Annotated in this window: 13 protein-coding genes; 1 reads left to right on the forward strand and 12 read right to left on the reverse strand. The window is 46.8% G+C overall.

From position 1 onward, the window contains the following. Positions 1-13: 13 nt before the first annotated feature. The 5 genes from polA to KFV11_RS07655 form a co-directional block, all read right to left on the reverse strand. On the reverse strand, positions 14-2,620 hold the full coding sequence (gene polA, locus KFV11_RS07635) for a DNA polymerase I (protein WP_254249620.1): 2,607 nt from the start codon (positions 2,618-2,620) through the stop codon (positions 14-16). Between the two features lie 183 nt (positions 2,621-2,803). Further along, positions 2,804-4,510, reverse strand: coding sequence for a two-component system histidine kinase PnpS (pnpS, locus tag KFV11_RS07640; protein WP_254249621.1), 1,707 nt, complete (start codon positions 4,508-4,510; stop codon positions 2,804-2,806). Next, complete coding sequence (locus KFV11_RS07645) at positions 4,507-5,217, reverse strand: response regulator transcription factor (protein WP_149458376.1); 711 nt, start codon at positions 5,215-5,217, stop codon at positions 4,507-4,509. Before KFV11_RS07645 ends, pnpS begins: the two co-directional genes overlap by 4 nt. A gap of 186 nt (positions 5,218-5,403) precedes the next feature. Then, complete coding sequence (icd, locus tag KFV11_RS07650) at positions 5,404-6,666, reverse strand: NADP-dependent isocitrate dehydrogenase (protein WP_211359970.1); 1,263 nt, start codon at positions 6,664-6,666, stop codon at positions 5,404-5,406. A 54-nt stretch (positions 6,667-6,720) separates the two neighbouring features. Further along, complete coding sequence (locus tag KFV11_RS07655; RefSeq protein WP_149458374.1) at positions 6,721-7,839, reverse strand: citrate synthase; 1,119 nt, start codon at positions 7,837-7,839, stop codon at positions 6,721-6,723. Between the two features lie 280 nt (positions 7,840-8,119). On the opposite strand from KFV11_RS07655, the gene KFV11_RS07660 reads away from it, so the two are divergent. Next, positions 8,120-9,502 (forward strand): amino acid permease, encoded by a 1,383-nt coding sequence (locus tag KFV11_RS07660; protein WP_149458373.1) that lies wholly within the window; start codon positions 8,120-8,122, stop codon positions 9,500-9,502. 47 nt (positions 9,503-9,549) lie between these two features. Here KFV11_RS07660 and pyk read toward each other — a convergent pair whose 3' ends face one another. From pyk to KFV11_RS07695, 7 genes are all read right to left on the reverse strand, one after another. Next, a complete protein-coding gene (gene pyk, locus KFV11_RS07665; protein WP_254249622.1) occupies positions 9,550-11,307 on the reverse strand; it encodes a pyruvate kinase in 1,758 nt (585 codons plus the stop codon). 46 nt (positions 11,308-11,353) lie between these two features. Then, on the reverse strand, positions 11,354-12,313 hold the full coding sequence (gene pfkA, locus KFV11_RS07670; protein ID WP_149458371.1) for a 6-phosphofructokinase: 960 nt from the start codon (positions 12,311-12,313) through the stop codon (positions 11,354-11,356). A gap of 183 nt (positions 12,314-12,496) precedes the next feature. Next, complete coding sequence (locus KFV11_RS07675) at positions 12,497-13,444, reverse strand: acetyl-CoA carboxylase carboxyltransferase subunit alpha (protein WP_254249623.1); 948 nt, start codon at positions 13,442-13,444, stop codon at positions 12,497-12,499. Further along, on the reverse strand, positions 13,428-14,303 hold the full coding sequence (gene accD, locus KFV11_RS07680) for an acetyl-CoA carboxylase, carboxyltransferase subunit beta (RefSeq protein WP_254249624.1): 876 nt from the start codon (positions 14,301-14,303) through the stop codon (positions 13,428-13,430). Before accD ends, KFV11_RS07675 begins: the two co-directional genes overlap by 17 nt. Then, complete coding sequence (locus KFV11_RS07685) at positions 14,296-14,718, reverse strand: FadR/GntR family transcriptional regulator (RefSeq protein WP_246143104.1); 423 nt, start codon at positions 14,716-14,718, stop codon at positions 14,296-14,298. Before KFV11_RS07685 ends, accD begins: the two co-directional genes overlap by 8 nt. Positions 14,719-14,731: 13 nt before the next feature. Further along, on the reverse strand, positions 14,732-15,961 hold the full coding sequence (ystJ, locus tag KFV11_RS07690; RefSeq protein WP_254250611.1) for an NADP-dependent malic enzyme: 1,230 nt from the start codon (positions 15,959-15,961) through the stop codon (positions 14,732-14,734). A 179-nt stretch (positions 15,962-16,140) separates the two neighbouring features. After that, positions 16,141-19,257, reverse strand: a complete 3,117-nt coding sequence (locus tag KFV11_RS07695; RefSeq protein WP_149458368.1) for a DNA polymerase III subunit alpha — start codon at positions 19,255-19,257, stop codon at positions 16,141-16,143.

Raw genomic sequence — 19,257 nt, forward strand, 5'->3', positions numbered from 1 at the left:
TTCAGTTCTCCTGCTACTTCGCATCATACCACGACTTGCCGTAGTCGGATTCGACGAGCAGCGGCACATCAAGCTTCAGCGCATGCTCCATAATATCTTTGACAAATAAACTGAACGCCTCGACTTCTTCCTCCGGCACTTCAAAGATCAGTTCATCGTGCACCTGCAGCAGTAATTCCGCGCTGAAATCAGTGTCTTGTACTGCCTTGTCGTAATTCACCATCGCAAGCTTAATAATATCTGCAGCACTGCCCTGAATCGGTGTATTCATCGCTGTCCGCTCTGCGAATCCACGTAAATTGAAATTGCGGGATGAAATATCCGGGATATAACGGCGGCGTTTCATCAATGTTGCCACATAGCCGTCCTGCTTCGCCTGCTGAATGATGTCATCCATATACTGCTTGACATCCGGAAAGCTCGCCAGATAATCATCGATGAACTTCTGCGCCGCTTTTCTTGTGATGCCGAGTGACTGGCTCAGACCGTAGTCACTAATGCCGTAGACGATGCCAAAGTTAACCGCCTTCGCCTGACGTCTCATGTTCGCTGTCACGTCATCTTTTGCGACACCAAACACTTCCATCGCGGTCTTCGTATGAATGTCCGTGCCCTGAATGAAGGCGTCAGACATCCGCTCATCTCCTGTAATATGGGCAAGGACACGCAGCTCAATCTGTGAGTAGTCCGCGGCAAAGATGACCCAGCCCGGTCTCGATGCGGTAAAGGCCTTCCGGATCTTGCGGCCTTCGTCAAGCCGGACCGGGATGTTCTGCAGATTCGGGTCAACAGAGGACAGACGACCTGTCTGGGCTAACACTTGGTTGAAGCGGGTATGAATCTTGCCGTCTTCACCGATCATCTTCTGCAGCCCTTCGACATAAGTCGACTGCAGTTTCGACAACTGACGGTAGATCAATATGTCATCGATGATCGGATGTTTCCCCTGCAGTGCTTCCAGCACATCGACTGCTGTCGAATAACCGGTCTTTGTCTTCTTGATGATCGGCAGCTGCAACTCCTCAAACAGCACGACACCGAGCTGCTTCGGTGAATTGATGTTGAATTCCTGGCCGGCGTGCGCATGAATCGCTGCAATCAAAGTATCAAGCCGTCCCTGCAGTTCCTGCTGCATAGTGACAAGCTCCTCTTTATTGACTGTGATTCCCTGCATCTCCATCTTCGCAAGCACTAATGCAAGCGGCAGTTCAAGTTCATCGTGGAGTGCCAGCTGCTCATTGTCTTCAAGCTTCGCTGTTAACAGCGCGGCGAGTTCCAGCACTACTGCAGCCTGCTGCGCAAAGTAATCATGCAGGATGTCGTCAGACGGCACCGCCATCTTCGCACCCTTGCCGAAGATCTGGTCGTTTGTCGCAAGCGACTTCCCTTCTAGGCGGGCAATTTCCGCGACGTCGATAATCGTATTGGACGGGTCCAGCAAATAGCTTGCGAGCGTGATATCAAATGCGATTCCTTTAATTTCAACACCGAGCCGGTTCAGCAGCACGGTCGTCTTTTTAGCGTCATAAACTACTTTAGGTTTTGACGGATCCATTAAATAATTAGCTAGCGCCTCATGCGCTGCGACCGCATCACAAGCGACGACTGCGACTTTCCGGCCGTCACTGACAGCGAGCGGCAGAATCTCATTCTTTAAGTAATTGTCTTTAAAGCAGTCGATGAATACACTCGTCCTGCCTGTCAGATCGATTTCTTCGATGGACGACAGTTCAACTGCTGTTTCTTCTGCGCGGGGCGCCGTCTCTATATTGCCAAGCAGCTGCTTGAATTCAAGTGACCTGAACAGTTCCACCTTCTTATCCGTGGAATCGTCAGTAAGCTTCGTCTCAGCCAGGGAGACAGCAAGCGGTGCATCCTGATTAATGGTCGCCAGTTCTTTACTCATCAAGGCATCCGCCTGATGATTCGTCAAATTCTCATGCAGCTTCTTGCCTTTAATGTCATCAAGGTGGGCGATGACCTCCTCGACTGTGCCGTATTCAAGCAGCAGTTTCACCGCTGTCTTTTCACCGATGCCGGGCACTCCCGGAATATTATCAGATGTATCGCCCATCAGTCCTTTAAGGTCGACTATTTTCTCCGGTCCGAAGCCGTACTTATCGTGGACGAACTCAGGCGTATAGTGATCGATATCAGTCACACCTTTTTTCGTGTAGTAGACGGAGACATGCTCGTTGACCAGCTGCGTCAAGTCGCGGTCACCAGTAATGATGATCGTCTTCATGCCGTTCGCCGTCGCTTCTTTGGACAAAGTGCCGATAATGTCATCCGCTTCGTAGTTCGGCAGCTCATAATGTTTGATGTGATACGCTTCTACAAGTTTTCGGATATACGGGAACTGTTCACTCAGTTCCTGCGGTGTCTTCTGTCTGCCACCTTTGTAATCCTGGTAAGTCTCATGACGGAACGTCGTCTTCCCGGCGTCAAACGCCACAAGGAAATGAGTGGGTTGCTCATCTTTAATGATTTTTTCAAGTAACAGGGTGAAGCCGTACACGGCGTTCGTGTGAATACCGGCACTGTTTTTCAGCAGCGGCAGGGCGTAAAATGCACGGAACGCCAGACTGTTACCGTCGATCAGTATTAGTTTTTCGCTCATAATGGCCTCCATTAATTTAGATAACTTTATTTTAACACACCTTAAATGGAACCAAAAAAAATAGACCAAAAAACAAAGGGACGCTGAACGCGTCCCTTTGCCTCTTCAAAATGAAGGGGTCTAGAAATATTATAACAGGTACTGTCTCTTTGTTTGTTAATTCAATGTAATTATTTTATTAAGTTACAGCGCCTTGAATTTTACACGGAAAGTGGAACCGGCTCCTGGTTGACTGTCGACTTCTATCTCACCGTTGAATACTTCAACAATGTGTTTGACGATGGCAAGTCCAAGTCCGGTACCGCCGCTGTCACGGCTCCGCGCTTTATCGACACGGTAGAACCGCTCAAAGATTCGGATCTGTTCTTCTTCAGCGATACCGATGCCGTTATCTTTAATCTCAAGAATAGACAGTCCATCCTGCTGCATCACGCGGACGATGATTTCATCATTGTCAGTCGAATAGTTGATGGCATTCGACAAAAGATTGATGATGACCTGCTTCAGCTTGCTCGGCTCGGCCTGCACCACTACTTCTTCTTCGAGCTCAAGCTTAATTATCAGATTCTTTTTCGCAGCGAGCGACTGTACGACTTCAACGCAGTTCATGACTTTGTCACTCAGATTGACAGGCGTCAGCTGAAGATGATTGTTGCGCTCGATTTTCGACAGTTCAAGCAGCTCACTCACCAGCACCTGTATGCGGTTCGACTCCTTCAATATGATGTTCAGGAACATATCGAGTGACTCAGGGTCGTTTTTCGCACCGTCCAGCAGTGTCTCCGAAAATCCTTTGATTGATGTGATCGGCGTCTTCAGTTCATGCGAGACATTGGCTACAAAATCTTTCCGCATCTGTTCCAGTGTCTTCAGCTGCGTGATATCGTGCAGCACGATGACTACACCTTCCAGCTTGCGTCGTGTTTTGGATAGCACAGGCACAACCGCCGCATCAAAATATTTCTGATGGACGTTGATGGTGATCTCGAGCGTCTCATTGATCGTTTTCTCGGTGGCAATCGCCTCTTTGATCATCTGGTTGATGGCCGGATAAGCAATCGCTTTCTCATAGTAACCAGCAAGAGACGGGCCGTCATTATTGAACAGGCGGTTATACGTATCATTGCTGATGACAACGTCGCCGTGGTTATTGACGAGCAGTAGCGCAGACGGGATGTTCTGGAGCGTCGTCTCCAGCCGGTTGCGCTGCAGTTTCTGCTCATTGTTCAAAGACTGGAGCGTCCGGGCGAGTATATTTGTGCTGATATAGAGATCCTTCGTTTCCGTGACACTGCTTTCCGGCACTCTGACTTTGTAGTTACCTGCTGCCAGCAGCTTCGAAGCATAAGTCACTTCGCTGATCGGCGCGATATAGCTTTTATTGACATAGCGCACAATGATATAGATGACAGGCAGCACAATGAAAAAGATTAACAGCAAATACTCCCACATCTGGGTGATAATACTTTTCAGCTCGCTCATATCGTCTATAAGATAGACCGAATAACCATCCTCATCCTGGATGAGCAGCGCCTGATTGTCATCGTTATAGTCCCGGAAGAACTCGGTTTCCACCGAATAATCCTTCCACGTCTTGAGTCTTTCTTTAAGCTTGATGACGTCCAGGGAATCACTCTTGTAGATGACTTTACCACGTTTTTTAATCATAATCTGGTCAACCGCGGTATCTTCGCTTCTTAAATAATACTGTATATTCTTTTCGTCATTCAGCATATGGATAATATGCTTCGCCTGATTTTTCAGTTCGTGCTTTTTACTGTCAAATATTCTGTCACTTAAAGTTACTGAGAGGAAGAAACCTAGCAAAAGAAAACTTACAACAAATAATGTTGTAAGCAGTAAGAGCAGTCGTTTTTGAAAGCTGATCATAGCGCCTTCGGATTCTCAAGCTTATAGCCCAGCCCGCGGACTGTTTTAATGTATTGCGGCTGCTTAGGATTATCTTCAATCTTTTCTCTCAAGTGGCTGATATGCACATCAACAATGCGTGAATCTCCTGCGAATTCATAGTTCCATACAGAGTTCAGCATGTGTTCCCGCGTAATGACGCGGCCCTGCCGTTCAATCAAATAGATCAGCAGTTCGAATTCCTTCGGTGTTAAGTCAAGGAGCTGATCATTTCTATACGCCTCAAAGTGTTCCGGCAGAATCTTCAGCTTGCCGACGAGAATTTCGCTGCTCTGCTTAATATCGCTGCTTTGTTCACTGACTTGTGAACGTCTCAAAATGGCCTTGATTCTTGCGACCACTTCTCTCGGAGAGAAGGGCTTCGTCATATAATCATCAGCACCAAGTTCAAGACCAAGCACTTTATCGAATTCATCGTCTTTTGCCGTCAGCATTAAAATCGGCACATGGTTCTTCTCACTCCGTACCGCTTTACAAACTTCGACCCCGTCCATCTTCGGCAGCATCAGATCAAGCACAACAATATCAGGACGTTCAGTGAACACTTTATTCAATCCTTCTTCACCATCATAAGCAGTGACGACATCATAACCTGCCTGCTGTAAATTGTATTGTAATAAAGTAACGATAGACTGCTCATCATCAACTACTAGAACTTTCTGACCCATTATATCCCTCCACAGTATCTGTCCACCCCATTATATATTAATTAGAAAACAAATGACTATCATTTATCAACAAACTTCAAAGGATGGTAACATTTCTTTACATTAAATTTACAATAATAGATGTTAAAATTCATTTTTTTCATCAAAAAACGGACACTCTCTCCAAGGAGAGTGTCCGTTCTGCTATTATAGGTTTTTAATGAGTTCGTCAGCAAACTCTGAACATTTCACTTCTGTCGCACCGTCCATCAGACGTGCAAAGTCATAAGTCACGACTTTAGAAGCAATCGTTTTCTCCATTGATTCAGTGATCAGCTGACCAGCTTCACTCCAGCCTAAATGGTCAAGCAGCAGCACACCGCTTAAAATCACTGACGACGGGTTGACTTTGTCAAGGCCTGCGTATTTAGGCGCAGTGCCATGTGTCGCTTCAAAGATCGCATGACCTGTTTCGTAGTTGATGTTCGCTCCCGGTGCAATGCCGATACCGCCGACCTGTGCTGCCAGTGCATCAGAAATATAGTCACCGTTCAAGTTCATTGTTGCGACGACATCAAATTCAGCCGGACGTGTCAAGATCTGCTGCAGGAAGATATCAGCGATAGAATCTTTCACTAACAGTTTGCCGCTGTTTACTGCATCTTCCTGTGCTTTATCAGCCGATTCCTTGCCGTCTGACTCAACCAACTTATCATATTGTGCCCATGTGAACACTTTATCACCGAATTCACGTTCAGCCAGGTCATAACCCCATTGTTTGAAGGCACCTTCCGTGAACTTCATGATGTTCCCTTTATGGACAAGCGTCAGTGACTTGCGACCCTGCTCAAGCGCATAGTTGATCGCCGCACGGACTAAGCGTTCAGTTCCTTCTTTAGAAACCGGCTTAATACCGATACCTGACGTTTCAGGGAAGCGGATATTTTTTGCGCCCATTTCGTTCTGCAGGAATTCGATGACTTTCTTCACGTCATCTGAACCTTCCTTATATTCAATGCCTGCATAAATATCTTCAGTGTTCTCACGGAAAATCACCATGTCTGTATCTTCAGGACGTTTCACTGGTGAAGGCACGCCTTCAAAGTAACGCACTGGACGCAGGCAGACGAATAAATCTAATTCCTGACGTAAGGCAACGTTCAGTGAACGGATACCGCCGCCGATTGGTGTTGTCAGCGGGCCTTTAATCGCGATCAAGTACTCATCGATTGTATCTAGAGTTTCCTGCGGCAGCCATTCGCCTGTTTCATCGAATGCTTTCTGGCCGGCAAGGACTTCTTTCCATTCAATTTTCTTTTCGCCGTTATAAGCTTTTTCAACTGCACCGTCAAGTACTCGTACTGCTGCTTTCCAGATGTCAGGACCTGTACCGTCACCGATGATGAATGGTACGACCGGATTGTTTGGTACGTTAAGTGCACCGTTAGAATTAGTAATTTTCTCTCCCATGATAAACCTCCGTATAATAATTGATAGTGGTAAAACGTGATGTCTTACTGCTGATTAACGTTCAGACACTGGAACATATTTGCGGTGAACATCGCCGACATATTCGGCACGCGGACGGATGATGCGGTTATCCGCATACTGTTCAAGAATGTGTGCGATCCAGCCCGACACACGAGAAACAGCAAAGATCGGTGTGAACAAGTCATGCTCGATATTCATTGAATGGTAAACAGTCGCAGAATAGAAGTCGACGTTTGGCAGCAGACCTTTTTTCTCCTTAAGAATTTCAGCGATTCTGACAGAAATCTCGAACAGCTCTTTTTGGCCTGTTTCATCTGTAATTTTGCGTGACATTTCTTTCAAGTACTTGGCACGCGGGTCACCATTTTTATATACACGGTGGCCGAAGCCCATAATTTTCTCTTTATTGTCAATTTTCTTCTGGATATACTCATCCGTTTTATCAAGAGTACCGATTTCAGTCAGCATCTTCATGACCTGCTCGTTCGCTCCGCCGTGAAGCGGCCCTTTTAACGCGCCTGCTGCTGCAGTGACACCGGAATACATATCTGATAACGTAGACACGGCTACACGGGCAGTGAACGTCGACGCATTCAGTTCGTGGTCCGCGTGCAGGATCAATGCTTTATTGAATCCTTCTTCCTGTAATGGTGTCGGTTCTTCGCCGAATAACATATAGAGGAAGTTCGCTGCATAGCTTAAATCTTTCTTCGGCTTGACGACTTCTTTACCTTGACGGACACGGGCAAACGCTGCGACAAGTGATGCAACTTTAGCCTGTATACGAATCGCTTTATTTAAATGAGCCGCTTCATTGAACTCTTCAGCACGCGGATCGAAATGCGCTAAATAGCTGAGTGATGTACGAAGGCCGGTCATCGGATGAATCTGATCGGTTGCGTAATCTTCAAAATGACTGTACATTCTTGGGTTCAGCACCATATTATCGAACAGCTGATCTTTCAGATTCTGCAGCTCTCCAGCAGTCGGCAGTCTAAAGTGCCATAACAGAAAGATGACCTCTTCGAATGATGCATTTTCAGTTAAATCGTCAATTTCATAGCCTGCATAAGTTAGCTGATCATCAACGATTGAACTTACTTTAGTTTGAGTGGCAACAATTCCCTCTAACCCTTTTGTTAATTCTGACATATCTTAACCCCTCTTTACTATGTTTTATAGTAGAAATGCCAAACTGTAACGGCTTTCACAGTTTCATTATAGCTAATTTCCACCTTTTTGTGAATGAATTCATACATTTAATATTCATTATGATATATGATAAGTTTTACTTATGATGTATTTATTATGATGCAATTATGGGAGATAATCATGCATATACATTAAATCTTTCTTATTTTAATAAATAGTTTGAATTTTTATATAGTTAATATCATAATAAGTTTAGTCTAACAATGAAAAGAGGATTAAAATGAAAGAAAATCAACCATTAGAACATGAGCATAATGATTTACAGCGAACTTTGTCCAATCGACATATTCAGTTAATTGCAATCGGCGGCGCCATCGGGACTGGATTATTTCTCGGTGCCGGAAAGACCATCCATCTGGCCGGCCCATCTATATTATTGACTTATGCAATTATCGGCCTGTTTTTATTTCTGTTCATGCGCGCGCTCGGAGAAATGCTGCTCTCCAATACTAATTACCACTCTTTCACAGATATCGCCAAAGATTACTTAGGTGACTTTGCAGGTTATGTGACCGGCTGGACTTACTGGTTCTGCTGGATTGTGACAGGTATGGCTGAAGTGACCGCGGTCGCTCAGTACATCAATTTCTGGTGGCCGGATTTTCCGACATGGATCTCCGCGCTGATTACAATTGTCGTTCTCTCCGTACTCAACTTGCTGACCGCTAAAATGTTCGGTGAGCTCGAGTTCTGGTTTGCCATCATTAAAGTCGTCACAATTGTGGCTTTAATCGTTGTCGGCATTGTGCTGATCATCATTAGATTTAAAACGCCATTCGGCCATGCTTCCTTATCCAATATATGGTCACACGGCGGTTTCTTCCCGAACGGCATTAAAGGATTCCTGCTCAGCTTCCAGATGGCAGTCTTCAGCTTCGTCGGTATCGAACTGATCGGTGTGACAGCAGGTGAGACGCAGGATCCTCACAAGACGATTCCAAAAGCAATCAACAATGTACCGATTCGTATTCTACTGTTCTATATCGGTGCGTTAGCTGTGATCATATCAATCACACCGTGGAATAGCATTGATCCGCAGCTCAGCCCGTTCGTTGAATTATTCAAGCTGATCGGTATCGTCTTTGCGGCAAGTCTGATCAACTTCGTTGTTATTACGTCTGCATCGTCATCATGTAACAGCGGTATTTTCTCAAACAGCCGTATGCTGTTCGGACTGAGCAAAAATTACTCTAAAGATACAGGTTTCTTTGAAAAGACAAATAAGCAGGGTGTTCCTGCCAACGCTGTTATCTTCTCAAGTGCACTGCTGTTAATTTCAGTGCTGCTGAATTATTTCATTCCGAATGCATCACAAGTGTTCACACTTGTCACTACACTATCAACTGTGTTTTTCATCGTTGTCTGGTCACTGATCATCATTTCCTACATGGTGTATTTAAAACGCAATCCTGAGAAGCATACAGCTTCTAAGTTCAAGATGCCGGGCGGAATGTTCTCAGCAGTCATCATACTGCTTTTCTTCGTCTTTGTATTCGCACTGCTCTTCCTGGCACCTGATACAAGAGTTGCCTTATATTGGACACCATTATGGTTTGTTATTCTGTTCATCATGTACCGTGTGCAGACGCGCAGAAGCCACTAATTATTAAACATAAAAAATGAGCCGCATATGATGCGGCTCATTTTTTGCTATACTTTTGCGTGACCGGCATACACTTTGTTATGTGCCGCATCGACTGTGACTAATGTATCGTTATCCAGCCTGCTGAAAATATTGTCTACACCTACGATAGTTGGTTTACCTAATGTCAGACCGACGACTGCGGCATGACTTGTCAATCCACCTTCTTCTGTGACGATTGCCAGTGCCTGTTCGATATAAGGCACCATATCAGCGTCTGTAGACTGTGTGACGATGATAGCAGATGATAAGTCTTTACCTTCTAGTTCATCCGCTTCTTTAACAGCAACGACACGACCGACTGCTGAATTACGACCGATACCTTGTCCAGTTGCCAGTTCATCGCCCACAAGCTGAATCTGCATTAAGTTTGTCGTACCTGCTTCGCCGGTCGGAACGCCGGCAGTAATGATGATCAAGTCACCATTGTCAACTGTCCCTGTTTCAATCGCAGCTTCTGCCGCACCGTTCAGCAATTGATCAGTCGTTTTTCTACCTTCTTTCACTAACGGCAGTACGCCCCAGACAAGCGTCATATGTCTCGCTGTCTCTTCATAAGGTGTCACTGCAACGATATGGGCATGAGGACGGTATTTAGAGATAGTAGTCGCTGTATGCCCGCTTTCTGTTGCTGCGACTATCGTCTGCACATTCAAGTTGAGTGCCGTATGAGCAACAGACACACCGATTGCGTTGACCATCGTTGTTTCTGTCATTTTAGTGCGGTCGCTCAGCAGTTTCTTGTAATCCTGTGCTTCTTCTGCCGCATACGCGATATTGTGCATTGTGCGGACAGATTCCACCGGATAAAGCCCTGCTGCTGTCTCCCCGGACAGCATGACAGCGTCAGAACCGTCATAGATGGCATTCGCAACGTCACTTGCTTCCGCTCTTGTACAACGCGGATTACGCTGCATAGAATCAAGCATCTGTGTTGCTGTAATGACCGGCTTACCTAATGCATTACATTTTCTGATTAAGTCTTTTTGCACTAACGGCACTTTTTCTGCCGGGATTTCGACACCCATATCCCCGCGCGCTACCATCAGACCATCTGATACAACAAGAATTTGGTCGATATTTTCTATGCCTTCTTCATTCTCAATCTTCGGAATGATGTGGATGAAGTCACATTGACGTTCTTCTAGAATCTTTCTGATTTCAAGCACGTCTGATGCCCGTCTGACAAATGATGCCGCAATGAAGTCGACTTTCTGTTCAATACCGAATTTAATATCTTCAGCATCTTTATCAGTGATTCCCGGCAGATTGACTTTAACGCCCGGTACATTGACACCTTTTTTGTTTTTCAGTTCACCGGCATTGATGACATCACAGATGATTTTCCCTTCATCGTGGTTGATTGCTTTCACATTAAGTTCAATCAGCCCATCGTCAAGAAGAATAGTGGAGCCGACATGAACATCATCAATCAGCTGGCTGTATGTCACAGAGAATTCTTCCGGCGTTCCTGTCACTTCAGACATATTGACCGCTACAGTGGAGCCTTTTGTCAGTTCGATTCTACCGTTCTCCATATTATGTGTACGGATTTCAGGTCCTTTAGTATCGAGCAGAATAGCTACTGTCTTATTCAGTTTATGTGCTGCTTGCCGGATATTGGCAATCCGTGCTGCATGTTCTTCGTGGCTGCCGTGTGAGAAGTTCAAACGCGCTACATTCATTCCTGCTTCGATCAGCTGTTCCAGCATTTCCGGTGCTTCTGAAGCAGGTCCTATCGTACATACGATCTTAGTTTTTCTCATGGGTCATGAGCCTCCGTCAATTAGTTATTTTAATGATGCTGCATATTTAAATCGAAAGTTCATTCGTCAGTCGATACATTCTTTCGTCAAGGACGTGCTGCGTGGAGAAAATATCTTCGAATTTCGTCTTAGTCAGCTTGTTGTTCTGAATGCCGACTGCAAGTCCGGATTCACCTGCCATCAGCAGTTCGACAGCGTAAGCGCCTAAGCGTGATGCCAGTACGCGGTCCACGCCTGATGGTGAGCCGCCGCGCTGCATATGACCCAGCACAGAGACACGTGTATCAACATTGATATACTTCTTGAGCTGGTCAGCACACTCCTCTCCAGTCATCACGCCTTCAGCGACGATGATGATGGAATGTTTCTTGCCGCGTTCAATCCCCTGCTGGATTTTGTCAGCGACTTCCTTGATATCTTTCTTATGCTCAGGAACAAGCACAGTCTCAGCACCGCCTGCCAGCGCAGACCAGAGCGCGAGATCACCTGCGTCGCGTCCCATCACTTCAACGATGAACGTCCGCTCATGACTTGACGCCGTATCACGGATTTTATCGATAGCATCGATGATCGTATTAAGTGCCGTATCAAAGCCGATCGTAAAATCTGTCCCATTAATATCATTGTCGATAGTGCCTGGAATACCGATTGTTTTGATGCCTTCTTCACTTAACCGCTGCGCTCCTCTATAACTGCCGTCGCCACCGACGACAACCAGCCCTTCAATGCCAAGCGCGTTAAGATTATCAATCCCGCGCTGCCGGACTTCTCTATCTTTAAATTCCGGACATCTAGCTGATTGAAGAAATGTACCGCCGCGCTGAATCTTATCTCCTACAGAACCGCGCTCCATCGGTTTAATATTGTTGTTCAGCAGACCGAGGTATCCTTGGTAGACACCATAAACTTCCACATCATGGAACAACGCTTTTCTTACGACTGCACGAACGGCAGCGTTCATTCCCGGTGAGTCGCCACCGCTTGTCAATACTGCTATTTTTTTCATAGAAAAAGTCCTCACTTTAAAGTTCATATTTACTATTAAATTACCATAAAATAAAGGGTTATTCCATTAAAAGAGGTGTATTCACGCTATGTAAACGTTTTATGGTCCGCAATAATGAAAGAAGCTTACCTGCGCCCTCATCATTCATTAAAATGCAGACGAGCACCGGTAAACTTCTTCATATTATTCTTCAAACTGGCCGATAGTGCGATATTTGTTATAGCGCTGGTCAAGCAGCTGGTCTGCGCTGAGTTCGCGCAGCTCGCTTAATGACTGCTCGAGCTGCTGATTAATCAGCCGGCTCTGCTGTTTGACGTCCTGATGTGCACCGCCGAGCACTTCTTCAATCAAATAGTCGATAACGCCCAGTTCCAATAGGTCAGGACCTGTGATTTTCATCGATTCAGCTGCACGCTGAGCTTGCGCGCTGTCTTTCCAGAGCAGCGCTGCCGCACCTTCAGGAGAGATGACGGAATAAGTGGAGTTCTCAAGCATGAGTAAGTGGTTGCAGACGCCGAGACCAAGTGCGCCGCCGCTTCCTCCTTCGCCGATGACAATGGAGATGACCGGTACTTTAAGGCCTGCCATTTCCACTAAGTTGCGGGCGATGGATTCGCTCTGTCCGCGCTCTTCAGCTGCTTTCCCTGGATAAGCGCCTTTCGTATCGATGAAGCAGATGACCGGACGGTTGAACTTCTCCGCCTGTTTCATAAGCCGCAGTGCTTTACGGTAGCCTTCAGGATGCGCCATACCGAAGTTACGGTAAATGTTGTCCTTTGTATCTTTACCGCGCTGATGGCCGATAACTGTAACCGGCATCCCTTTGTACAGTCCGATGCCGCCGATCAGTGCCGGGTCATCTCTGAACGTTCTGTCACCATGAAGTTCAATGAACTCATCAAAGATTTCCATGATGTAATCAAGGGACGTCGGACGCTCTCCCAGCCGTGCGATCTGCACACGCTGCCATGGCGTCAAGTTAGCATAGATCTCGACAAATTTTTCATGGCGTTCCTGCTGCAGCTGGCTGATTTCACCTGTCAGGTCCACATTTTTATTCACCATATATTTTTCGAGGTCTTTTATTTTATTGTCCAGTTTGACAAGTGGTTTCTCAAATTGAAGTACCATTGGATTTACCTCCATGCATTAATAGAAGCTGCTTCAGAATGTCCCGCATATTTTTACGGTGCACAACTTTATCGAGCTGTCCGTGCTCAAGCAGAAATTCAGCAGTCTGGAAGTCATCAGGAAGCTTCTCGCCGATCGTCTGTTCGATGATGCGTCTGCCGGCAAAGCCGATCAGGCTCTCCGGCTCAGCCAGATTGATATCACCGACAGAAGCAAAGCTCGCGCTGACGCCGCCTGTTGTCGGATGCGTCATATAGGAAATATATAACAGACCCTGGTCGCTGTGACGCTTGATCGCCACGCTTGTCTTTGCCATCTGCATGAGTGACAGAATCCCTTCCTGCATCCGTGCACCGCCGCTTGCTGTGAAAATGACGAACGGCAGTCTGTGCTCTGTACAATGGTCAATGATGCGGCATATTTTCTCACCGACAACAGAGCCCATCGAGCCCATACGGAATCTGGAGTCCATCACACAAATACCAAGCGGCATGCCGTCAATTTCTCCTATCCCGGTCACAATGGCTTCATTCAGCTCTGTCTTTTTCTTATCTTTCTCAAGTTTCTCAAGATAGTCCGGGAAATCAAGCGGATTGGCAGACGTCATGCCGGCATCAAACTCTTTGAAGCTGCCTTTGTCGACAATCACTTGAATGCGCTCATGAGCTGTCAATGCCAGATGATAATCACAGTTCGTACACACATTTAAGTTCTTTCTCAGTTCCTTCGTATACATGATTTTTTTGCACTTCGGACACTTAGTCATAATACCTTCAGGGACATCAGTGTCCTTCATATTCTGAACGACAACATATTTTCTCTTCTTATTGCTTGACCGCTTAAAAATATCTTTAAACATCTGTATCCTCCTGCTCATTAAAGGCACGTTCATAATGCCTCAGCAAATTACCGACCCGGGTCATGATGAAGTTATCCGAACCCGTCTCAGTCAAATGATGCTCTATCACTTTCTTGAACTCTGTAATTTCATTGATCTGCTTATCCGATGAGATCAAGTAGCTGCCGATGAGTTCAAATAATTGATGGTCGTCCATATTGGAGAGAAAAGTTCCTTCTCCTCTTTTTGTCGAAATGATACCAATCAGTTCCATTGCCCGCAGCGCTTCTCTGACACTGGACCTGCTGATATTCAGTTTCTCACTTAAATAGCGCTCAGAAGGCAGCTTGTCTCCTGGTGATAAATGGTTATCCATTATAATTTCCTGCAGTTCATGAACAACAGAGACGAATCCTTTCTGCTGCTTTTCAGTCAAGGTCTTCCACCTCTTATTCTAAATCCGACAGGTCGTAAGTCTTGTTCTCGACATCATCAGGATTGACTTTAATACGGCTGACGCCTGATTCCATGGCCGCTGTTGCGACTGCTTTTGCTACGCTCGGCGCGACGCGTTTATCAAACGGGCCCGGAATGACATAATCTGGTTTAAGTTCATCGTCACTGATCAGCTGAGCGATCGCTTCAACAGCAGCACGCTTCATGTCTTCATTGATATGTGTCGCGCGGACATCTAATGCACCGCGGAAAATACCAGGGAAAGCCAGTACATTGTTGACCTGGTTCGGAAAATCAGAGCGTCCCGTCCCGACCACTTTAGCACCCGCTGCGATCGCTTTGTCAGGCATGATCTCAGGATTTGGATTCGCCATCGCAAAGATGATCGGGTCTGTCGCCATCGTTCTGACCATCTCTTCAGTCAGCGCGCCTTCAACAGATACACCGATGAAGACATCAGCGCCGTTAATCACATCATGCAGTGACCCTTCTACTTTGTCCTTATTCGTCCACTGAGCGACTTCATCTTTCGTCGGATTCATGCCGTTGCTGCGTCCTTCAAAAATCGCACCGCGTGAATCACACATCACCATGTTTCTTACACCGTAGCTGTACAGCAGTTTGACGATGGCGATACCTGCTGCGCCTGCGCCGTTCAATACGACTTTAATATCGGCAAGCGTACGTCCTGTCAACTTCAAGGCGTTCAGCAGACCCGCCACTGTGACAATCGCTGTCCCGTGCTGATCGTCATGGAAGACAGGGATATTCGTCTCCTTCTTCAGACGCGTCTCAATCTCAAAACAGCGCGGCGCTGAAATGTCTTCCAGGTTAACGCCGCCGAAGTTCGGTTCAAGCAGCTTCACCGTCTCAACGATTGTATCTACATCCGTCGTTTTCAGTGCAATCGGAAATGCGTCAACGCCGGCAAATCCTTTGAATAGTACTGCCTTACCTTCCATAACCGGCAGACTTGCCTCAGCCCCGATATTGCCGAGACCAAGCACTGCTGTTCCGTCAGTGACTACGGCTACTGTGTTACCTTTCATTGTATAATCGAATACTTTTCTCTCATCTTCAAAGATTGCTTTGCATGGCTCTGCCACACCCGGAGAATAAGCGAGTGACAGATCGGCGCCATTTCTCACGGTAACTTTGGATTTGATTTCAAGCTTGCCCTGCTTGACTCTATGTAAATATAATGCATCATCTTTCAGTGACAATTTCTTCATCCTTTCGACTTCAGCTTTGTATCGGTCATTAGATTATACAACCAATTGAACAGCTGCTGACAGCGTCTTATCCGGGTCACCCGGCACCTCATTTCAGCAGTCATCAAAAATAGCCGTAGTGGTCTGACCACTACGGACTACTATATCATAAAGACCCGCCATATAAAAGGTTAAATCACCCGTATCATTTCCGGCGGATAAGTTTCCAGCAGCTGTCCTGCGGTCGTTTTATCGATCATCGCGAGCTGCTCGCTGGTCCCGGTTGCCATCGAATATTCAAACAGCTTGATCGGACCTTGTCCGAGTGGTAATTCAGGCTTTTTCAGCACATATATTTCCTTCAGCTGATTCATGTAATGTGTCTTGAACGAATCGAACGACTGCACCATGTCAACAATGAGCTTTTCTTTATCGAACTTGCCCTTGATGACGACGACTGCATTTTTCTGCAGAACCGCTTCAACTGTCTTAAAGACATCAGGGAAGATGACAAGCTCCAGTTCCTTCACCCCGTCCATTACTTTTGCGAACGCCATGGGCTGTCCTTTCTTCGTCCGGATTCGCCGCACTGCGCTGACTGCTGCCAGTATATAGCGGCCCGCCGCTGCCTGCTGAATCTGGTAGAGCGGCAGATAGAGATGGGCGCTGAACAATTTCTCAACCGGATGCTCTGACAGAAAGAAGCCGAGATGGTCAAATTCTAAAGCCGCCTGCTGCTCTTCTGTCATCTCCTCGTGATGCCGGTACTTCTTCTTCAGACTGAAGCCGAGGTCTTCCAGGAAATGATCACCTTCCGTCCGGCCGCCTGTATTCAATGCCTCGTCGAGCGAGGCAAGCAGTGTGGCCCGGTTCAGCTCAAACTCATCAAACGCCCCTGTTAAAATCAGTGCTTCAAGCACCGGCCGCGTCACAGTTTTTGCCGGCAGGCGATGGATTACATCATACAAGTCAGTAAACGGACCATTTTTCCGTTCGTCAATAATGTCCATCACTGTTCTATAACCGATTCCTTTGATCATGCCGAGTGACAGTACGACAGAACCGTCGACTGCTCGAACAAACCAGTGGGAGCTATTGATGGACGGCTTCGTATAAGGGATGTTCTTAGTTTTCAGCTCGCTGATAAAGGCTGCTGTCTTATCCTCGCTGCCGATGACATTACTCATAATAGCGGCATAGAAAAAGGCCGGGTAATGGACTTTCAAATACATCATTATATAGGCGATCTGGCTGTAAGCTACAGCATGTGCTCTCGGAAACCCGTAATCCGCAAACTTCAGAATCAGCTGATAGATCTGTTCTGCCGTCTCCCGGTCGTAGCCGTTTGTCTCACTGCCTGCGATGAAGTGCTGCTTCTCCGCTTCAAGGACATCGCGCTTCTTCTTGCTCATCGCCCGCCTTAAATTATCCGCTTCACCTAACGAGAACCCCGCAAACCGGCTCGCGATCTGCATAATCTGCTCCTGGTAGATGATGACGCCGTATGTTTTACCGAGAATCGGTTCAAGGTCAGGATGAAGATAAGTGACCGGTGCTCCGTGACGTCTGTCGATATAGAGCGGAATCTGCTCCATCGGTCCCGGCCTGTAGAGACTAAGCACGGCAACGATATCTTCAAAACTCTCCGGCTGAAGCCGTCTTAAAACATTTCTCATGCCTTCTGACTCCAACTGGAAGACACCGCTCGTATCAGCAGCTGACAGGCCGCGGAAGACGTCTTGATCATCATAGCGGATAGTATCTGTCGTCAATTTAATGCCCGCCTGATTCAGCACGCGCTGAATAATCGTCAAGTTGCGGAGACCGAGAAAATCGATCTTCAGCAGGCCGAGCCGTTCTACTTCCGTCATTGTCCACTGCGTCAAGTTGATGCCGTCCCCCGGCAGCAGCGGGACGTAGTCTGTCAATAGCTGGTCATGGATGATGATGCCTGCTGCATGAGTTGATGTATGACGCGGCAGCCCTTCCAGCTGACAGGCAATCTCAAACCACTGCTGATGGCGGTCATCCTTATTGACAAAGGCCTTGAAGTCATCAAGCTGATAAGCATCATTAAGTGTCAGGCCAAGCTTCTTCGGCATAAGATGGGATACATACTTCAAGTCGTCATCACTGAACTGCAGTATCCGTCCGACGTCACGCATGACAGCCCGGGCCAGCAGATGGCCGAAAGTGACGATACCACTCACATTGAAAGCCCCGTATTTATCGATGCAGTAACGGATGACTTCTTCGCGCCTTGTATCTTCAAAGTCGATGTCAATATCAGGCATAGTCACCCGTTCAGGATTCAGAAAACGTTCAAAGAACAGCCCGTGTTCAATCGGATCGATCATCGTGATGTTAAGCAGGTAGCTGATGAGTGAGCCGCCTGAAGAACCACGCCCCGGTCCGACAAGAATATGCTGGGATTTGGCATAGTTGATTAAATCACCGACAATAAGGAAATAATCGCTGAACCCCATTTGAGTGATAATACGATATTCGTGCTGCACGCGCTGTTCGTAGCGCTCATCGAAATGCTTGATTTTCTGACGGCCGTGCTCAATCAGCGACCATAAATAATCATCGCTTGTTTCGTTGTCAGGCGTCTTAAATTTCGGCAGCTTTTGCAGCGCTTCAATCGTCACATGACATAGTGCCGCAATCTCTTCCGTCCGCGCCATATAGTCTTCGTTGATGTCAAGCGCTGCCAGCTGCTCACATGTCTTAAAATAGTCATCGCCGGTCCGGTTACCGAGGGACTCAAGCATTAGTTTTTCATTGCTGTCAATCGCCTGCAGGACCGTCAAGTCTTTGAGACCGGACGGCTTCATATAACGTACAGCCGCTAAATAGACTTTCTTGTCATCAGCCACTGCTGACAGATGGCAGGCGTAGCTCTCATCATCCACAAGATGACTGAGGGCAGCAGGCAGTTGCTTGAAAATAACGACGGTCTGCTGACGATAGCTGTCAAACAGCGTCAGCGGCACAGTCGTGAGTCCCTTCAACTGAATCTTCGAAGACAGCTTCAGCAGATTATCATAGCCGGTCTGGTTCTTTGCAAGAATGACCGCATCAAATTCATGACTACCGTCAGTCAAGTGAACCGTCATGCCGATGATCGGCTTAATCTGCTCTGCTATGCACGTCTCATAAAACGCCTGGACACCAAACAACACATGCGTATCCGTTAAGGCGAGAGCGTGCTGGCCATCTGCCTTCGCTGCTGCTGCAAGCTCTTTAATTCTTATCGTGGACTGCAATAAGTCATAGCAACTATGAATATTCAGCTGGACGACCAT

This window comes from Macrococcus equipercicus (assembly GCF_024205945.1).
Classification (GTDB): domain Bacteria; phylum Bacillota; class Bacilli; order Staphylococcales; family Staphylococcaceae; genus Macrococcus; species Macrococcus equipercicus.